Annotated in this window: 23 protein-coding genes; 13 read left to right on the forward strand and 10 right to left on the reverse strand. The window is 49.1% G+C overall.

What is annotated here, in order from left to right:
* Positions 1-282: 282 nt before the first annotated feature.
* Both P1P89_09640 and P1P89_09645 read right to left on the reverse strand, forming a co-directional pair.
* Entirely contained in the window at positions 283-471 is a 189-nt protein-coding gene (locus P1P89_09640; protein ID MDF1591762.1) for a type II toxin-antitoxin system HicA family toxin, read from the reverse strand.
* Positions 452-691 (reverse strand): type II toxin-antitoxin system HicB family antitoxin, encoded by a 240-nt coding sequence (locus P1P89_09645; GenBank protein ID MDF1591763.1) that lies wholly within the window; start codon positions 689-691, stop codon positions 452-454. Before P1P89_09645 ends, P1P89_09640 begins: the two co-directional genes overlap by 20 nt.
* Positions 692-1,019: 328 nt before the next feature.
* On the opposite strand from P1P89_09645, the gene P1P89_09650 reads away from it, so the two are divergent.
* The 3 genes from P1P89_09650 to P1P89_09660 all read left to right on the forward strand — a co-directional run bounded on the left by P1P89_09650 (position 1,020) and on the right by P1P89_09660 (position 2,481).
* Positions 1,020-1,394 (forward strand): hypothetical protein, encoded by a 375-nt coding sequence (locus tag P1P89_09650; GenBank protein ID MDF1591764.1) that lies wholly within the window; start codon positions 1,020-1,022, stop codon positions 1,392-1,394.
* A gap of 456 nt (positions 1,395-1,850) precedes the next feature.
* Positions 1,851-2,087: an AbrB/MazE/SpoVT family DNA-binding domain-containing protein gene (locus P1P89_09655; protein MDF1591765.1), complete on the forward strand. Its 237-nt coding sequence runs from the start codon at positions 1,851-1,853 to the stop codon at positions 2,085-2,087.
* Positions 2,080-2,481, forward strand: a complete 402-nt coding sequence (locus P1P89_09660; protein ID MDF1591766.1) for a type II toxin-antitoxin system VapC family toxin — start codon at positions 2,080-2,082, stop codon at positions 2,479-2,481. The genes P1P89_09655 and P1P89_09660 overlap by 8 nt, the downstream gene beginning before the upstream one ends.
* A gap of 32 nt (positions 2,482-2,513) precedes the next feature.
* On the opposite strand, the gene P1P89_09665 is transcribed toward P1P89_09660, so the two are convergent.
* Together P1P89_09665 and argJ are read right to left on the reverse strand one after the other, a co-directional pair.
* A complete protein-coding gene (locus P1P89_09665; GenBank protein ID MDF1591767.1) occupies positions 2,514-3,215 on the reverse strand; it encodes a pseudouridine synthase in 702 nt (233 codons plus the stop codon).
* A gap of 281 nt (positions 3,216-3,496) precedes the next feature.
* The gene (argJ, locus tag P1P89_09670; protein ID MDF1591768.1) at positions 3,497-4,684 is read right to left on the reverse strand and encodes a bifunctional glutamate N-acetyltransferase/amino-acid acetyltransferase ArgJ; all 1,188 of its coding nucleotides are present in this window, start codon (positions 4,682-4,684) and stop codon (positions 3,497-3,499) included.
* A 382-nt stretch (positions 4,685-5,066) separates the two neighbouring features.
* Here argJ and P1P89_09675 point away from each other — a divergent pair, with 382 nt between their 5' ends.
* From P1P89_09675 to truA, 3 genes are read left to right on the forward strand one after another with little or no spacing between them, the layout of a single operon-like run.
* Positions 5,067-5,180 carry a dual CXXC motif small (seleno)protein gene (locus P1P89_09675; GenBank protein ID MDF1591769.1) on the forward strand — a complete coding sequence of 38 codons (114 nt, stop codon included), beginning with the start codon at positions 5,067-5,069 and terminating at the stop codon, positions 5,178-5,180.
* Between the two features lie 35 nt (positions 5,181-5,215).
* On the forward strand, positions 5,216-6,124 hold the full coding sequence (locus P1P89_09680; GenBank protein ID MDF1591770.1) for an AEC family transporter: 909 nt from the start codon (positions 5,216-5,218) through the stop codon (positions 6,122-6,124).
* 21 nt (positions 6,125-6,145) lie between these two features.
* Positions 6,146-6,886: a tRNA pseudouridine(38-40) synthase TruA gene (truA, locus tag P1P89_09685; protein MDF1591771.1), complete on the forward strand. Its 741-nt coding sequence runs from the start codon at positions 6,146-6,148 to the stop codon at positions 6,884-6,886.
* Positions 6,887-6,921: 35 nt separating this feature from the next.
* Here the strand turns inward: truA and P1P89_09690 are convergent, their stop codons facing one another.
* From P1P89_09690 to P1P89_09715, 6 genes are all read right to left on the reverse strand, one after another.
* Complete coding sequence (locus tag P1P89_09690; protein MDF1591772.1) at positions 6,922-7,638, reverse strand: twin-arginine translocase subunit TatC; 717 nt, start codon at positions 7,636-7,638, stop codon at positions 6,922-6,924.
* A 65-nt stretch (positions 7,639-7,703) separates the two neighbouring features.
* On the reverse strand, positions 7,704-9,539 hold the full coding sequence (locus tag P1P89_09695) for a chloride channel protein (protein MDF1591773.1): 1,836 nt from the start codon (positions 9,537-9,539) through the stop codon (positions 7,704-7,706).
* Positions 9,536-10,855 carry an aminotransferase class I/II-fold pyridoxal phosphate-dependent enzyme gene (locus P1P89_09700; protein MDF1591774.1) on the reverse strand — a complete coding sequence of 440 codons (1,320 nt, stop codon included), beginning with the start codon at positions 10,853-10,855 and terminating at the stop codon, positions 9,536-9,538. Before P1P89_09700 ends, P1P89_09695 begins: the two co-directional genes overlap by 4 nt.
* Before the next feature lie 241 nt (positions 10,856-11,096).
* Positions 11,097-11,378, reverse strand: a complete 282-nt coding sequence (locus P1P89_09705; GenBank protein MDF1591775.1) for a PxxKW family cysteine-rich protein — start codon at positions 11,376-11,378, stop codon at positions 11,097-11,099.
* A gap of 5 nt (positions 11,379-11,383) precedes the next feature.
* A complete protein-coding gene (locus P1P89_09710) occupies positions 11,384-11,614 on the reverse strand; it encodes a hypothetical protein (GenBank protein MDF1591776.1) in 231 nt (76 codons plus the stop codon).
* 206 nt (positions 11,615-11,820) lie between these two features.
* The gene (locus tag P1P89_09715; protein MDF1591777.1) at positions 11,821-12,291 is read right to left on the reverse strand and encodes a hypothetical protein; all 471 of its coding nucleotides are present in this window, start codon (positions 12,289-12,291) and stop codon (positions 11,821-11,823) included.
* A 366-nt stretch (positions 12,292-12,657) separates the two neighbouring features.
* On the opposite strand from P1P89_09715, the gene P1P89_09720 reads away from it, so the two are divergent.
* From P1P89_09720 to P1P89_09750, 7 genes are all read left to right on the forward strand, one after another.
* Complete coding sequence (locus tag P1P89_09720) at positions 12,658-13,644, forward strand: KpsF/GutQ family sugar-phosphate isomerase (GenBank protein ID MDF1591778.1); 987 nt, start codon at positions 12,658-12,660, stop codon at positions 13,642-13,644.
* Positions 13,645-13,713: 69 nt separating this feature from the next.
* The gene (locus tag P1P89_09725; protein ID MDF1591779.1) at positions 13,714-15,039 is read left to right on the forward strand and encodes an ATP-dependent 6-phosphofructokinase; all 1,326 of its coding nucleotides are present in this window, start codon (positions 13,714-13,716) and stop codon (positions 15,037-15,039) included.
* 185 nt (positions 15,040-15,224) lie between these two features.
* A complete protein-coding gene (locus P1P89_09730; protein ID MDF1591780.1) occupies positions 15,225-15,665 on the forward strand; it encodes a response regulator in 441 nt (146 codons plus the stop codon).
* 342 nt (positions 15,666-16,007) lie between these two features.
* Positions 16,008-16,364 carry a response regulator gene (locus P1P89_09735; GenBank protein ID MDF1591781.1) on the forward strand — a complete coding sequence of 119 codons (357 nt, stop codon included), beginning with the start codon at positions 16,008-16,010 and terminating at the stop codon, positions 16,362-16,364.
* A gap of 123 nt (positions 16,365-16,487) precedes the next feature.
* On the forward strand, positions 16,488-17,033 hold the full coding sequence (locus P1P89_09740; protein MDF1591782.1) for a DUF4145 domain-containing protein: 546 nt from the start codon (positions 16,488-16,490) through the stop codon (positions 17,031-17,033).
* 510 nt (positions 17,034-17,543) lie between these two features.
* Positions 17,544-17,792 (forward strand): AbrB/MazE/SpoVT family DNA-binding domain-containing protein, encoded by a 249-nt coding sequence (locus tag P1P89_09745; protein MDF1591783.1) that lies wholly within the window; start codon positions 17,544-17,546, stop codon positions 17,790-17,792.
* Positions 17,793-18,128, forward strand: a complete 336-nt coding sequence (locus P1P89_09750) for a type II toxin-antitoxin system PemK/MazF family toxin (GenBank protein ID MDF1591784.1) — start codon at positions 17,793-17,795, stop codon at positions 18,126-18,128. It abuts the gene before it with no gap.
* Position 18,129: the final 1 nt, after the last annotated feature.

Below are 18,129 nucleotides of genomic sequence, written 5' to 3' on the forward strand. Positions count from 1 at the left end.
TTGCCAAAAACCCTTTTAAAGGAAAAGCGCCCTTTTTTATACCATTTTAAAATTTACACAAAAGATTATACACTACCGAAAATCGAAATAGATAGAAACTTTTTGCTTGATAGCAGATTTTATGCGCTAGTATTCGGCAGTTGGAAGGCGTTTGAGAAAATCGTTGATGAAGACTAACAGTGCAGCCAACCATTTTCTTCAGCAAACTCGATTCCCTCGCCGCTGAGAAACACGTTATAAGGATAGAAAATTTAGATTTTATAGGATGGCGGTATTGGGAGGTTAAAATTTTGGTTCTAAACCAGCCTGCTTGCAGATTTCATTAGCTGTTATTCGATCGAATTGTTTATGTCTTTTGACAGGGATTACCTTGGTATCATTCGTGTATATGGCATGATTACCGCCTTCCCTCAAAAGGTAAAAGCCGTTCTTTTCCAAGTAGCGGATTAAGTCACGTCGCTTGACAGACATTTTCGACCTCAACCGGAAGCTGCTCTATCAGCGCATTTCCTAAAGGAACTTCCTTTTTGAGCTGGCTGTATGTGAGGATCATTTCATTGAGAGCATCTCTTAACATTTCGCGGCACTCTTCGAGGTCCTTACCTTCAGTGACAACTTCCGGCCATTCGACAAGCTGGCCCATATATCCGGATTTAATTTTCGTATACTTTGCGGTATAATTGATCATCATTAACCTCCTGGACTGTATGTAATTTACACATTCTCGCTGATGATGTCAAATAACAATTTTACAAATTGAATAGCTTTAATGCCTTGAAAAATTTACTTTTTCTTATAAAATCTACATTCACAAGGACGCTCGTAAACTCGCGCCTGTGATGCAGAGCGTTCGCGCCGCCTGCGGCGGCGCTCACCGGCATGGGGTTTTGGCAACATAATATGAAACGCGAGGGGCGGTAGCTATAAAGCCATGCAGTCGGCGCGAACGGCCGCGGGATGATCGATCCTGCGGTCCTCGCCGCCGCAGGCGGCTCCGCTTACGCTCCGGCCCCATCTCTTTGGCCGGTGCAGCGGATGTGATTCTTTGCCGTTTAGTATCAAATCACGATAAAAAGAATTTCACTAAATTTCTGATGAAAGAGGAAAATGCCAAAGGTGAACCGGTAGGAACTCTGGAATTGTATGGCAGAGCAATAAATGACACGCTATTCATTAACGACCTCAAGCATATGGATGAGGGTGAGGATGGTTACATCGACATTGATGCAGAGGAGTGCGCTTTAGCGGCAATTCTGAAAGCATTGGCCAACTATGTAATCCTCGCGGGAAGAGATAAAAATTTTGTTCAGGCATTTTTAGCGTGGGTGCAACTCAATCTCTACCCAAAGAAATATAATATTTATTCCGATCCCAATTGGAAGGCAACCACATAACAAGGCTAATTCAGCTGGCGCAAGAAAGGCGTTGGGGTCTCCCATTAAAGGGCGTGTCAAACAAAAAACACCTCTCCTGAAGGAAAAATATGGCCGTTTTCCCTTTGACAACATTTATGACTCATTTACAACAACCCTGTTTCTTTTTCGATCCGCACCCGCCACATCAAACAATGATTCGCGTGGTCATTGACCCGCATCAGTCACCCATCAGGTTCAAGGCGTGGGCGCCAAAACATCCGGCGCTGCCCCTGGTCCATTCGGGACAACCGGGACATTCTTAAATAATTAAATAATTAAATAATATGACAGAAGGGCCACAACGAACACTTTAGGATCTTACAATATTGCTCGTCCCGGAATTTATCAAGTGGTTTTCGGCGTCAGGGAAGGATATGATTGACAAATGGTATACCGTTTATTAATATTTTATTACAAAATGTCAGGAGGTATACCATGATCATAGCGAAGACTACTGAAAAGGGACATGTTATAATCCCTGCAGCCCTTAGAAAAAAGCACAACATCAAAAAGGGAACCAGAGTAGCCATATCAGAAGGGGAAGGGAACGTGATCCTGATAAAGCCGATTCCCGACGACCCCATCGAGGCATCACGAGGCATGCTGAAAGGGAAAACTTCTCTGGTTAAAGCGCTTCTGAGGGACCGGGGAGAGGAGGCGAAACGTGGATAGCGCTTACGTTCTCGACAGCTACGCACTGATCGCTCATTTTGAGGATGAAGCCGGCGGAGAACAAGTCAGAAAGGTGTTGAAAGCAGCACATGCCGGAAAGACAAAGCTTTATATGTCCGTAATAAACCTCGGTGAAATTTACTACAATACCTATCGGGAGCGTGGGCGGGAAAAAGCGGACGAGGCCGTTTTTATGATGGAGCAATTGCCGGTCACTATCGTAAATGCGGATATGGAAATCACGATGGAAGCAGCCGGTCTGAAGAGTACGCATTCCGTGGCATATGCGGATTGTTTTGCCGCAGCGCTGGGAATCAGAAAGAAGGCAAAGGTGATCACCGGCGATCCCGAGTTTAAGCGATTTGGGGAAAAGGTAATGGTTGAATGGCTCTAAACCCCAACATTGCAACGTTATGGTAAGGTAAGCTATAGGTTTTGAAGCAGCTCTTCTTTTTCCCGCTCACTGAGATAGCGCCAGGCGCCTTCGGCCAGATTGCCCAGCCGGATGTTGGCCACGCGGATGCGTTTGAGGTCCGTTACCTGGTGTCCCACCTTCCTGAGCATGCGGCGGATCTGGCGGTTTTTGCCTTCCTGCAACACCATGCGAAACCGCCGTGGGGAAAGCCGCTTGATCCGGGCCGGCCGGGTTTTGGTTCCCATCATGGGCAGGCCCTTCTCCATATGTTTCAGCGCGCCGTCCGGTATGGGGTCGGCCACGGCGACCTCGTATTCTTTTTCATGGTCAAAGGAGGGGTGAGACAGCCGGTGGTGCAGGCGGCCGTCATTGGTCAGGAGCAGGAGTCCGCAGGAATCCTTGTCCAGCCGCCCCACCGGATAAACCCGCTCGGGGATATCGATCAGGTCTAAAACGATGCGGTCGTTTTTCTGCTCGCAACTGGCGACGACCCCCTTGGGTTTGTTGATGGCAATGTAGATCAGGGGCTGCTCAATCGTAACCGGTTTGCCGTCCACCGCCACGCGGTCCGATTGGGGGTCGATCTTACTGCCCAGTGCCGTAATCACGACGCCGTTTACACTGACGCGGCCTTCCAGGATAAAAGTCTCGGCCTTGCGGCGGGAGCTGAATCCGGCAGTGGAAAGAAATTTTTGGAGGCGCATCAATTCCATAATATTATCCCAGCTTAGAAAACATGTTCCTTAGGGCCGGGTCAGAGTATACCGGGTTTGCCTTGGATTTTTTTAAAAATACAAATTCCAAATTACAAAAAAATCTCAAATATCAATGTTCAATGACCAAAACCTTTAAGGACGAAACGTTGTTTAAATCTTCGAATTTTTGTCATTGGAATTTGTTTGTTATTTGGAATTTGACATTTGTAATTTACACAAGTGGCTGAAAATCAAACCATGTAAAGTACCCCTATGATCGAATATTTACTCGGAACGATTCAGGATCGATAATCCGCATTAATCCGCACATAGTCGAGTGAAAAGTCGCAGGTATAGACAGAATCGGATTCGCTCCCGAGATGCAGATCGATTGTGACGGTAAATTCCGGGGTCTTGAGAACCCGGGTGGCTTCAGCTTCAACAGATTTGCCGCAGCCCATGCCGGCTTTGACCATCTGGACGTCGTTGAAAAACACATCGATCCTGTCGGGATCTATGGGAACATCGGCGCGGCCGGCTGCGCCCAGAATTCTCCCCCAGTTGGCGTCTTCCCCGAAAAAGGCGGTTTTAACCAGATTCGAGCCGGCGATGGTATTGGCGATGCGATGGGCATCCAGTGCGCTGCGCGCACCTTTGACCCGGATTTCCACAAGTTTAGTGGCGCCTTCGCCGTCTTTTACCAGCATTTTGGCCAGCTCTAGACAAGCGTCATTCAGCAGGGGCTGAAAATGTTGAAGTGCTTCCGAATCAGATATCCGCACCCCGGACAGGCCGTTGGCCAGGACCAGGGCGGTGTCGTTGGTGCTGGTGTCGCCGTCGATGGTGATGCGGTTAAACGTATGCCGGACGGCGCTGTTCAAGGCCTCTTGTAGCATTTCGGCGGAAATTTCAACGTCGGTGCAGATGAAGGACAGCATGGTGGCCATATCGGGGTGGATCATGCCGGCCCCCTTGGCAACCCCCAAAATGGTGAAAGGTTTGTCGCGGATGCGGCCTTCTTTAAAGACGATTTTGGGAACGGTGTCTGTGGTCATGATAGCTTCGGCAAGCTTGAAAACACCGTCCGGTTGCAGGGATTTTACCAGTTCCGGCGCGGCTGCGTCTATTTTTTCAATGGGCAGGGGTTCGCCGATAACGCCGGTGGATGCCACCAGCACCAGGTCTTCGGCGATGCCGAGCTGGGCGGCCGTGACCTGCGCCATTCTGGCGGCATGCGCCATGCCTTTTTGGCCGGTGCAGCAGTTGGCGTTGCCGCTGTTGACGATAACGGCCTGACAGCGGCCGGATTGAATGCGCTGCCGGTCGTAGCGAACCGGCGCGGCCTGGACCTTGTTTCGGGTAAATACGCCGGCAACGGTTGCCGGAACTTCCGAAAAAATCAGGGCCAGGTCGGGCTTTCCGTTTTTTTTAAGGCCGGCGACGACGCCGGCAGCTTTAAATCCGCGGCAGACAGGTTGGATAGCCATCGTTTATCCTTTAAATGGTTTTGTAGATTTTCAAATAATAACTTGATCGCGTCAGCATGCAATTCGTCAAATGTTTGTTGTCCTTTGTCAGTGGTGAATCTACCATTTGACAGAATCAGCAGTTAAAGTCAACGGCATCATGGCATCCCGGAGACCTCGATGCTTCCAAAGATCCAAAACCGTAAACTTCATTTGACAGCCGTGCTTGTTTTAAATTAAGTATTGTGGAAACGATCGGGTTAATTTCCTCTAAACAGTTTTTTGCTGCCGGCCCATTTCTGAAAATAGCGGGCTGCTGCACGTTATTCAAAAGATGAAAGAAACGATTGCGACATGCCCGTCCTGTAAGGGGGATCTTGTTATTCTAAGGACGTGACGGCAGGTGCTGTTACGCTGCCGGTCCTGCAGCGCTTTTTATCCCCTGGAAATGTTTCTGGATGAGATGGATGACGGGTTTGAACAAAAACTTGGCAATATACCCGTTGACCGGATATAATACCGCCACAGCGTGCAAACGCCAGGTAATGCCTGATGGTTTTACAAAGTCTCTTTCCTGTTTTCGCCCTCATCGCACTGGGTGTGCTGCTGAAGCACTTCAGCCTGACCAATGACGCCTTCCTGAAGACTTCGGACAAACTTATTTATTTTATTTTTTTCCCGATGATGCTGTTCTGGAAAATCGGGGGCGCCGCCGCAACGTCTGCGATCGACTGGAAATTCTGTGCGGCGGCCATCTGCGCCGTCCTGGGTGTATATATTTTGAGCACCGCTTTTATAAACTTTAAAGTGACGCCTTTTCAGGCCGGTTCATTTTCCCAGAGCTGCTATCGATTCAACACCTATATCGGCATGGCCATTGTGATGAACGCTCTGGGAGAAGAGGGGGTCCGTCGCTTCGGGGTTTTAATCGGGTTTCTCATTCCCATCATTAACCTGATGGCGGTGTCCACCCTGATCTGGTTTTCGGCCGGGCAGTTTACAAAACGCCAACGGGTCCGGTTCACTCTGAAAGCGCTGGTATCAAATCCCCTGATTCTGGCCTGTTTTGCCGGGATCGCGTTTTCCCAGGCCGGGTTGTCCTTTCCGGTTTTTCTGAATAACACCTTCAATCTGACTTCCATGGTGACCCTGCCCCTGGCACTGCTTTCCATCGGCGGCGTTCTGAATTTGAAAAGTCTGCAGGGTAACTTTAAGTTGTCCCTGACGGCTGCGCTTTTCAAACTGCTGGTCCTGCCGGGGGTCGGTTATTTTTTTATGAAGCTTTTTGGCGTTACGGACCTGTCGTTCCGGGTGGGGATGGTATATTTCGCTCTGCCGACTTCTACCGCCCTGTATGTGCTTTCCGCCCAGCTCCACAGTGATACGGAACTGGCTTCGGCCGCCATTGTACTTTCAACGATCTTGTCGTTTGTTTCGCTGACAGTCGCGTTATTGATATGAAGATGGGGATCAATCGAAGCCATGCGGAAAAATTTTAAACTGACAATCGAGTACGATGGCAGCGGATTTTACGGCTGGCAGCGTCAAAAGAACGACCGGACGGTTCAGGGAGTGATTGAGGCAGCGATTGCGACCATGACCGGCGAGACGGTTACCCTGATCGGTTCGGGCCGCACCGATGCCGGCGTCCATGCCCGGGGACAGGTGGCAAACTTTCTGTGTGAAACCGAGCTGACGGCACCGATATTTGAACGGGGGCTCAACAGCCTGCTGTCGGAGGATGTGGTTGTCCGGTACTGCCACCAGGTGGACGAATCCTTTCATGCCCGCTATAGCGTCAAAAGCAAGATCTATCAGTACCGTATATTGAACCGGGTTATTCCGGTGGCTGTGGGCCGTCAGTATTGCTGGTTTATTCGCAGAAACATAGACGTAGAGACCATGCGCGCCGCCGCGGGTTATATCGTCGGCAGTCACGATTTTAAAGCGTTTGAGGGCGCCGGCAGTCCCAGGTCCAGTACCATTCGGCAGGTTATACGGGCCGAATGGCAGATGCCGAAACCCGACCAACATGTTTTTGAAATCGAGGCCGATGGGTTTTTGCGGTATATGGTGCGCAATCTGGTGGGCACCCTGGTGCAGGTGGGTTTGGGGAAACTAACGCCGGAGGATTTCAAGGGGATTCTGTTTTCCACCGATCGAAACCAGGCCGGCGCCACCGCTCCGCCCCAGGGGTTGTTCTTAATGGAAGTCAAGTATTAAAAACCCATGGTCGTTCGCTTTAACCCCTACATCCCTCATTTTTTTCCCAAGCGCATTCCGATGAGTCCGATTTCAAAAAGCAGGTAGAGCGGGATACCCATTAAAGACATGTTAAAGACATCGGGGGTCGGGGTCAGCAGGGCGGCGATGATCGCAACAGCCAGAATGGCATAGCGCCGGTGGGCGGCCAGGGTTTGTACGTTAACGATGCCGATTTTACCCAGCAGCACCATCGCTAGGGGCAATTCAAAAATGATGCCGAAGCCGAATATGAACAGCAGGCAAAATGAAACGAACTTTTTGACGGATATCAGTGCTTCGATATGGGCGTTTTCATAACTGAGCAAAAACTGCGCACCGTAGGGAAGCGAGATGGTCAGGCAAAAGAGCGCTCCTATGTAGAAAAGCACGATGGATGACAGCCAGAAGCCGATCATCATTTTGCGGGTAAAAGAAGGGAAAAGCGGCGGCAACCCGGCCAGCACCGCATAGAGAAAGTACGGTATGCTGACAAAAATGCCGACGCCCAGGGCCAGGAGCAGAAGCGCGAAAAACGATTCCGGAATGCCGAAGGCCACCAGCTTTACGCCGGTGATTCGCTGGACATATTTCAGGATCGGTTCGCTGACATAGTAGCCGCAGATCGAAAAAGCCAGAACCACGATGCCGATCCGAACCAGGGAATTCCGGAAGGATTCAAAGAAGGCCAGAATCCGCTCCGGATTTCGACTGATTTTTTCCGAAAGGGTCATACCGTCACCCCATAGATATCAATTGCGCAGGTCCATTTAAAGGCGACTGCTGTGACAAGAGCTGCCTATTGGTCATTTGCTGCCTGCTGTTTCATTTCAGCGATGCGCTGATTGTAAAAGGAAATGACTTCTCGGCGGTTCAGCATGCCGATCAGATGCCCGGGGTCGTCTTCTTTTACCACCGGCAGGCTGTCGATATTTCGGGTTGTAAACTTTTGCAGGACCGAGTTCAAGTCGTCCGATGGGGTGGTGACGATGATATTCTTGGTGGCGATATCCTCCATGACAACGAGGTGTTCGATTTCCTGTGAAAAAAGAACACCGCGCACGTCGTTGACGGAGAAGATGCCGATGAGTTTTCCGCTGCTGTCCATCACCGGGAAATAATGCTGGGTCGTTTCGGAAAAATACTTTTTAAACTCCAGAAAGGGCATGTTGCGCGGAATCAGGTCCACCTTTTTAACCAGGGGTATGAGGTCATGTACCCGGATGGCCTGGAGAATATCCACGAAAAAATCGCCTGCATGGGCAGGGGAGTCCACTTTGCTTTTGACCTGTTTTTCGTAAATGGTCCATCTGCGGGCGGCCAGATAGGAAACAGAACAGACCAGCAGGCTGGGCAGCAGCAGGTGATACGAGTTGGTCATCTCGCTGACAAAGATGATGGTTGAGATCGGCGTGTTGGAGACCGCCGTAAAAAAACCCGCCATTCCCACCACCACAAAGGCCCCGGGTTCAGTGACCACCGTGGGCATGATCAGATTGAAAATTTTTCCGATGACACCCCCCATGGCCCCGCCGATTACCACCGACGGGCCGAATACGCCGCCGCTTCCACCGGAGCCGATGGAAAAGGAGGTGGTGAGAATTTTGCCGATGGCCAACAGCAGCAGAAAAGAAATGGTGAGTTCGTTTTTCAGTGCCATCTGGGCAAAGCCGTAGCCGAATGCCAGTGTTTGCGGCAGAAAGAATCCGATGATGCCGGTGCAGAGTCCGCCAAGGGCGGGTTTGATGTGATTCGGCAGTTTTAAAGACTTGAACAGGCGGGTGATGCCGTAAAAAGACTTGATGTAAAATACGCCGGTGGCCACCAGCACCAGGGATAGAACCAGGTAAGGTCCCAACGCCAGAGGATTGCGAAAATGAAAGTAGGGGGTTTCAAAGAGAGATCCCCAGCCGAATACCAGGCAGAAAATGCAGTAGGCCACCACCGAGGAGATGCCCGCAGGGATAATGACTTCGGATTCAAAGTCGGGGTCCCGGTACAGCACTTCAGCGGCAAACAGGGCGCCGGCCAGGGGCGCCCGGAAAATGCTGCCGACTCCGGCGCTGATGCCGGCCGCCACCATGATTCTGCGTTCGCGGTTTGACAATTTGAGTTTGGTCGCCAGAAAGGAACCGAACCCGGCGCCGATCTGGGCGATGGGTCCTTCGCGGCCGCCGGAACCGCCGGTTGTCAGGGTAATGGCCGAGGCAATGGTTTTGATGATGGGGACGCGGCCGCGGATGAATCCGCCTTTGCGGTGATAAGCATCAATGGCGGCGTCGGTGCCGTGGCCTTCGGCTTCGGGTGCGTAGGTGTATACCAGCCAGCCGCTCACCAAGCCCCCCAGGGCCGGGAGAAAAAGCAGGATCCAGCGGTTGAACGGCGTTTGGGTAGGGGTCAGCAGCCGATGTTCTCCGGCCGGGTTCGGCGGCCGGTAGCCGGCCATTAAATCCAGAAAGTAGTGAACCCCCAGTTCGCAGAGATAATGAAAAACAATTGAACCCAGTCCGGCAATCACGCCGATCAGGATAAAGTAAATCGTCCACTTGCCGGCATGGGCGATGTCAAATGACAGGAGTTTTTCGGCCAAGCTGCTGAACGCTTTTTTAAGAGACGTGGCAATGACGGACATCATTTCCCCGGCGTCTTCAAATCTTCTAACCCCTTGAGGACCAGGTCAAACAATTCCGGGATCTGTTTTTCTTCCATAGATGAAAACGCCACCCTGAGATTGTTTTTGCCCAGGGCGATGAGGCCGACGCCGTATTTGTCCAGCAGATGCAGCCGCAGGGTTTCAGCGTCCACATCTTTTAGGCGAATACACATGAAATAGCCGGAATTAAAGGGATAAACATCCCAGGCGGTCCGGTATTTCGGATCGGCCAGCACTTCCTTGACCCGTTTGGCCCGGCGCTGCAGGACATTGAATTTTTCTTCCTTTTCACGCGCATAACGGGGATCCTGCATGGACTTTAGGACAATCGACTGGCTCAGGAGGGCGGCATTGGATATATTGCTGCGGATGCAGCCGCCGGTTTTTTTGGCAAGGGCCTCGTAAACCAATTCCGGATTCTTTTCGATTTTGCTGCCGTAAGTGATGAATCCGACCCGCAACCCCCAGACAAAACTTTCCTTGGTGGCGCCGTCGAGTTTTACCGCAAGCAGCCGCGGGTGCCGGTCGCACAGGCGTGCGAAAAGGGATTCCTTTAACGTATCGGCTTCATAAAAAAGGCCGAAATAGGCATCATCCGCTACGGCAAGGACGTTGGTGCCTTCCCGGGCGATTGCGGTGAGGATTTCGACAATGCGGTCGCCTTCGGCTGCCGTGATGGAATAGCCCGAGGGGTTTTGGGGAAAGTTCATCAGGACGGTAATTTTGCTGTTTCGTTGGGCTTCGGCCCGGACCGTTTCCTCAAAGGCCTTTAGGTTAAAGCCGCCGTTTTCGGAAAAGAGGGTATGCTGGCTGACGCGGGCGCCCCTTCTGAGTTTAAAAATCAGATTATAATTTCCCCAGATCATGTCCGGGAGGATGATGACATCATCTTTGTCGATAAACAGATCCGCAAACACGCTAAGGGAATGGGTGATGCCGTTGGCAACCACGGGCAGGCTGACCGTTTTCCCCTTCAACGAAGGATTTTTGGCAACCATGGCCTCCAGCCAGGCTTTTCTCAGGGCGGGAATGCCGAAAGAAGGGGCATAGTTTACGGATGTTTCCGGCGGCAGACCGCAGATGGTGTCCATGACCGAGGGAAGAAACATGGTGCCGCCGCCTTCGGTGGCGATTCCGATGGTGGCATTGATGCGATGGGCCTTCTCCTTGGCTTCGGCACTCTGGCTTAAAATTCCTTTCGGAAAAAAAAGGGTCTTGCCGATCGGGGAGAGCATTTCCATGATATGGGGATTGCCCGTTTCAATGATATGGTTAAGTTCCAATGCAATGGGATCCATCAATCTCAACCCTCCTATGATTAGGTGTCTGTAATCTTAATGTCTTATAAAACCTTAACGGTAAATATTACGAATAGCTTATCACTAATACTGCGCCTGATGTAAAACTGTGTTTACCGCTGTGAGGAAAAAAATGTCAAGGGAAAAGATGCTGAAAAAACAGATAAATGTCGTCGCGTGGACAAAAAAACCCCGTCCCTTTTAGGGGCGGGGTTTACCGTCGGATTGCGGTTATATTTTTCTATTTGTTTCCGCGTTTGGAAGCCTTGATCGGATTGACTTTCTTCTGGGTTGTCGGCGCTGCAGTTGAAACAACATGAGAAGCCAGGTTGCACCGGCCGGATTTCCATTTGATAGTCGGATCCGGACACGCCATACAATACCAGGCGGAATTAAACTGGATATTGCGGTTGCAACCATTGCATTGATCCACTACTTCATGGCAAATTCCGCCATTGAATGAACACCCTTTGGACGTCATAAAAGGACATTCCTTACCTTGTTTTACCGTTGCACAATTCATTGGAATCACCCCCCTTTTTCATTTTCTGGAAAATAAAAAGCCAGGCAATAAATCCCGGCTTCAATAGTCTGGGAAAAAACTGACGAAATATAATTAGTATATTCAGACTTGTCAACTAATTTTTTTGCAATGCTTATCACGATTTTACAGAAGCCGCTCTCTTTTTCCGGGCGGCCTTGATCCATCCCCAAACCAAGGTTGTTGTTTTCAGCAGGATGACGATGATCAGGTGGCATATGCAATACCATACCACGATGTATTGTATTACGCGAAAAGGGTGCATTCTAAAAATACTGTTTTCCACAGGTTTTCCTTAAACCAGGATCGTTATAGCGGTTGTCAAAAAAACGTTCCGTTACCCCCAACGTTTTTTTTCTACAACCGCTTATACCGCAATTCATTGTATCGGAACTTTATTATGGAAAGCGGTATACTGTCGTTTTTAGGCCCGGGGGTGCATGCCTTTAGGCAAATTGTCAAAATACATTCCTTGCCAGGGGATAATGATTAAATATTCCTTATGTCTTTTCAATTCGATTTTTGCGTATTCTGATGATGAAAATAGTTTTGTCGTTTTCGAGTCCGACTTTCCTTCAAGGTTGGTTACGATGGAAACATGTTCGATCTCACCCCAGGGGATAAAAATAGGCGGCATCAGGTAAGAGAACGGAAAAGGCTTTTTAATAACCACCCCGGCTTTCATTATCCCGGAAATAACTTTATTTCTGGCATAATGTCCGCAAATGTTCGCTTTTCCGTAATTCAGGAGAATATTTTCATATTTAGAATCTGCCTCATTCAGCGGAAAGGCCTTTCTGATCGGATACCATTTCATCACACGAAACATATAAACAAAATTAGCCGCCAGGATAACGGCAAGCACCGATAAGGTGAAGATGGGAGAACTGGTCATATTTGTGCCCTTTTAAATATAGGCAAACCTCCGGTTTGCGGTCTGCATCATGAATATTTGCCTTGAGGAATAATCTAAAGTGGCTGTAACCGCAAGACTTTTCTATGATACCAAAGCAACGCTAAAGGCAGCCGGCTTTTCAGGTTTAAATTATTTCGTTTGAATGTAAAAATCCCTATAGAAAAATCATGTAAAGATTTGGGCCTGGTCCGGATGTAAAGTGCGGATTTACCATGCAGCCCAGGGGTGATTAAGAGTGGAATCAGCGCTGTTTCCAAAAGAGCTCTTGATTTTTAGACCAAAAAGCGGCATTTATGTCTCTAAACAACAGTCTCAGTGATTATTTAACGGGAAAAAATCTGATTCATGATTATAGATGAAGCCATTGAAGTCCTGAAAATTGAAGCCGAGGGGATCCTGAAATTAGCAGACCGCATCGGGAGTGATTTCGCCGAGATGGTCGACTTGATTTATCATTCCACCGGCAGAGTGATCGTTGCCGGCATCGGCAAGTCCGGCATTGTCGGCCGCAAGATCGTGGCGACCCTGAACAGCACCGGGACCCGGTCTTTGTTTTTGCATCCGGTTGAAGCCATGCACGGCGATCTGGGCATCGTCAGCCGGGATGACATCTTCCTGGCCTTGTCCAACAGCGGCGAAACCGATGAGATCAATATCCTGGTCCCCAGTATCCGCAATATCGGATGCAAGGTGATCACGTTTACCGGCAACAAAGCGTCAAGCCTTGCAAAATTGAGCGATATCGTCATTGACACGCACGTGGCTCGCGAAGCTTGCCCCATGGGTCTGGCCCCCACCGCCAGCACCACGGCCCAGCTTGCCATGGGGGATGCCCTGGCCGTCGTGCTTATTAATATGCGACATTTCAAATCCAGTGATTTTAGAAAAATCCATCCGGGCGGGAATCTCGGCCAGCGGCTTTCCAACAGTGTGGCGGATATTATGCTCACGGGAAACGCGATCCCCCTGGTTTTTGAATCGGCCGCCATGACGGCCGCCATTGGTGAAATGAACCGGCTGGAATTGGGTGCGGTCCTGATTGTTGATAAAAACCAAACCCTGACCGGGATTATTACAGATGGCGACTTGCGGCGTGCGATCGTGACCCGCAAAGATATTTTCAGCCTGCCGCTGGATGCGGTGATGACAAAGAATCCCAGAACCCTTGGCCCGGATTCACCCGCTTATGATGCCTTGAACATAATGGAAAAATACCAGATTACCATACTACCCATAACGGATGGGGAGGGAAAGGTGGCGGGCATCCTGCATCTGCATGACATTCTGGGAAAAGGTGCGTTTAAATTTAACGGGTTGAGCGCTGCCTGCTGAAGACCGTCGTCCGGTTTGGCCATTCGCGCTATTAAGACCTGCCGTTAACCTGAAGGTAAAAGGTGTGCCATGGATTATCGTACCATTGAAACCGCCATTCCGGTCCTGGGCGAAGCCAAGATTCCGTCGCCGCTGCAGCGGGAAGAGCGCGGTTCGGCTGAACGGTATTTTGTGGAGGATACCGACAGGATCAGCATCGATGTCAATGTCGGCAACCTGCAGCAAATGCTCACAGACGGAGCAACGCTGCCTTCCTTTGAGTTGGCCGGCCCCCGCCGGAAAGTCTATTTCGATTCCAGCAAGCTGCGCTGCGCGCTGGTTACCTGCGGCGGGCTTTGCCCCGGCCTGAACGACATTGTCCGCTCTGTTGTTCTGGAGCTTTATTTCGGCTACGGGGTGCGGCATGTCTACGGCATCAAGTACGGACTGCAGGGGTTTATTCCGTCTTACGGGCATGAAGTATTGGAGCTTGATCCGTCTGCGGTTGCCAGCATCCATGAGATGGGCGGGACCATCCTGGGTTCATCCCGGGGGCCGCAGGACATAGAAGGCATCATCGACAGCCTGGAGCGCATGAACATCGGCATCCTGTTTGTGATCGGCGGCGACGGCACCATGATGGCCGCCAATAAAATCGCCGATGCTATTTTTAGCAGAAAATTGAAAATCAGCGTTGTCGGCATCCCCAAAACCATTGACAATGATATCCACCTGGTCTCGCGTTCCTTTGGTTTTGATACGGCCGTGGATGTCGCCACCCGGGCGATCCGGGGCGCCCATGCCGAGGCCGAAGGGTATCCCAACGGCATCGGACTCATCAAGCTGATGGGCCGTCATTCCGGATTTATAGCGACAACCGCTGCGCTGGCTCAGCAGGACGTCAACTTCGTCCTGATCCCGGAAGTTGATTTTGACCTGGAAGGGCCCAAGGGTCTGTTCGCTTCAATAGAAGAACGACTGCGCTTGCGGTGCCATGCCGTGATTGTGGTGGCCGAGGGCGCCGGTCAGAAGTTTTTTGAGGACAAAAACCGTGCGCGGGACGAATCCGGCAACATCCGCCTGAATGATATCGGGCTGTATCTGAAGGATGCGATTGCGTCCTATTTTACATCCAGAAAGATCGATGTTTCCATCAAGTATATCGATCCAAGCTACATGATCCGGAGTCTGCCGGCAAATGCCAATGACCGTGTTTTCTGCAATTTTCTGGGGCGCGATGCCGTCCACGCCGGGATGGCCGGCAAGACCAAGCTCCTGATCGGGCGCTGGAACAACCATTTCGTGCATCTTTCAATGAATGAGTGCGCCGGCAAGCGCAAGCAGATCAATCCCAAGGAAAAGTTGTGGCTGAGCGTCCTGGACGCCACCGGCCAGGGGCCGTTGAAGAACGATTGAATAATTAAGGAGCTATAATCCAAATTAACCTTTAACCGGGTCTTTTCTCAGTTCCCACTTGATATTTTCAGCATTTATGCTGAATAATCCATACCATAAATAATAACATTTATCCTCAACACCGGACCGAGATAATCGGTTCTCACCTGGTTCCAGTGAAAGAGCATAGAAATTAGGAAAAGCAAATGACTAAAAATCATGATCTTAAAGGAACACAGGTAGTAGAGAAAGAGGTTCTTGAAGAACCCCTTAAAAAGAAACTAATAAAAAATATACTTGTTGTTGATGATGAGGAACCTATTTGCAAATTATTAAAAAGAGCTTTGGAAAAATTTGGATATAAGGTCATGATTGCATCTGATGGCAATGAAGGTATGACCCTATTCCGTGAAAACCCTGCTGGCTTGATTATCACAGATATATTTATGCCTGAAAAAGATGGGCATGCTTTCATTCTTGAAATGATGCAGGAATTTCCTGGGACAAAAATTTTTGCAATAACCGGTAAAAATACGATGATGGGCATTGAAACTGAATTAGATATAGCTCAAACTCTGGGGGCCATAAAGGGATTCACCAAACCTATTATGCTGAATGAACTTTTAGAGGCTATTAAAGAACTTTAGTATAGAGACATGCGCAGGAGATGAGGATGATTCATCTGAATTGGCTTGCAGAAGCTGGCATTAAGCCCCCTTGCGCAACATCGAAGCATACAGCATTACTCCATTTCCAGACACCGCTATTTTGAGGATTGTCTGAACTATGCTTAAATATTTCCGCTGAAACGCACTTTTATATTTTCTGGCAAGGAGTGCGCTCCGAAATATTTTTAAATAAGCGTTTCCATTGTTTGACTTTAATATTTCAATAGGTGTAATGTTTTTCATAAATGAATTTCGCTTGATAGTACCACATAATGTTTGATTATTTGCTTCAAAAATGTGTTTTGAGGATTGTTTAAAAATATGGATCACCTTCTTGTTGTTGATGATGATAAATCCGTTAGAGATGTATTAAAAGATGCCTTGGAGTACTATGGGTATAAAGTTACGATTGCATCCAATGGGCAAGAAGGGCTTGAATATTTTAACAACTCACACAATTTTAAATTGGTAATTACTGATATAAAAATGCCCATAATGGATGGCATTGAATTAGCCAGATCCATTAGAAATTCGACCAAGCCTGACATACCCATCATAGCGATCACAGGATTTTTTGTAGATAAAAATATAGAGAGAGATTTGTTTAATTCAATAATAGGCAAACCTTTTGATTTGGCATCCTTAGCAAAAGTTATCAGTCAGCTTTTAGAATCTTAGATTAACAATGTGGCTGTTTGTCATGTCAAACTGAATACTCCGGCTTTTATTCCTCGGTTTTGCAAGTGACAACAAAATGCGGATAATGGCAAGCAGTGTTCAAATAATAATAGTTAACCCTATATGAATACATATACAATCAGTGGCAAATGGCTTAACGATCTTATGGAGGATCTTTCCGGGAATGACCGTGCGTGCGTTATCCTTGCGGGAGCGGTCTTAGATGATCGAGTTAAGACTCTGTTACAAAAATATTTGCTTCCTCCGCGCGGCGAGAAAGAGGACAAACTTCTTGGTCCATCAAGACCGCTGGAGTCCTTTGCGTCGCGAGTTGAAATCGCACGCCGCTTGAATCTGATTTCCGAAGACGCTCGCAAGTCATTAGATGATATCCGGCATATTCGGAATAGAGCAGCACACAAAATCGATTTTTCGTTCGGTGCCAACTCTGTCATGGATCGTGTCAATAATGTTCTACAGACCATGCAATTGCAGATACGCGCACCCAGCCTCCTAACGCCACCATACAATTCGCCCAAAGGTAAATTTGTTGCAGCCGTAGTTATTCTGGTTTTATGCCTTGACATTGAAATAGGGGAGACCGGAACGACAGTTCACTCACCGACTAACGCGCTCGCCAATTTTTCTTTTTCCAATGGTCAGAGTTAACCTTTCGCTTTGGTGGAGCGCAAGAAAAGTGTGGTTGTGCGTTAGATTTATTGGTTTTCCAGGTTCATAACGGCGTCAACCCAGCTTTCCGTATTGAATAGCGGCTATTAGTGCTTTGAAATAATGACAGTTATAGTTATCTGCTCAGAAATATCAGAAGGAAAGTACAATAATCCTATGTTTTATGAATGGAAAAAAACGGTTAATGGTTTTTCCAAAAGGTGTCCTTCTTGCCTTGGAAATCAGGAGGGAGTTTCAGCGTTAAGCCAGCAGGCCGCGGATGGCGTCCGCATGTTTGCGGGCGGCCCCTTTGTGAAACAGGACCGCCTGTCGGGCCAACCCACCGACCCGTTGAGCTTCCCCGGGCCGGGGTGTCTGAAAAGGTAGTCGATCTTTTCCGCAAGGTCCGGCCCGTCAGCCTCCGATGATGCCTGATGCTGGTTTGAAAATTGTTCTTGACCGCTATACACCCATTGGCTATACTTCGGCTATACATTAGGAGGTGGCCACATGCTTGCAAAAATTCAAAAATGGGGAAATAGCCAGGGGCTTCGGCTTGCTAAAAAGCTACTCGAAAATGTGCAACTCGACGTCGGCGATGAGGTGGATATCAGCGTAAAAGACGGCATTATGATCGTCACGCCTGCAAAAAGGATACGCGGGCGTCACAATCTTAAGGATATAGTGGCACGTATTCCTGAAAACTACCAAACCGGAGAAATTGACTGGGGAAAGCCGGTGGGCAAGGAGGCTTGGTAGATGGCCGCTTATATCCCCAAACAAGGGGACATCATTGCAATCACATTTGATCCGCAATCCGGTCATGAGCAAAAGGGGCGACGCCCAGCTTTTGTTGTCAGCAAGGACTTGTTTAACCAAAGCACAGGTTTGGCCATGGTGTGCCCGGTCACAAACACAGCGCGCAATTTTCCCTTTCACGTACCTATCCCGGAAGACAGTAAGCTGACGGGCTTCATCATGGTTGAGCAAGTAAAATCTGTCGATTTCCGTGCCCGCCGCGCTAAACGTATTGAACACGGCACTGATGAGTTGCTGTCAGACGTGCTTTCCATTTTAGACGCCTGCATTTACTAAT

It is taken from the genome of Desulfobacterales bacterium (assembly GCA_029211065.1).
Classification (GTDB): domain Bacteria; phylum Desulfobacterota; class Desulfobacteria; order Desulfobacterales; family JARGFK01; genus JARGFK01.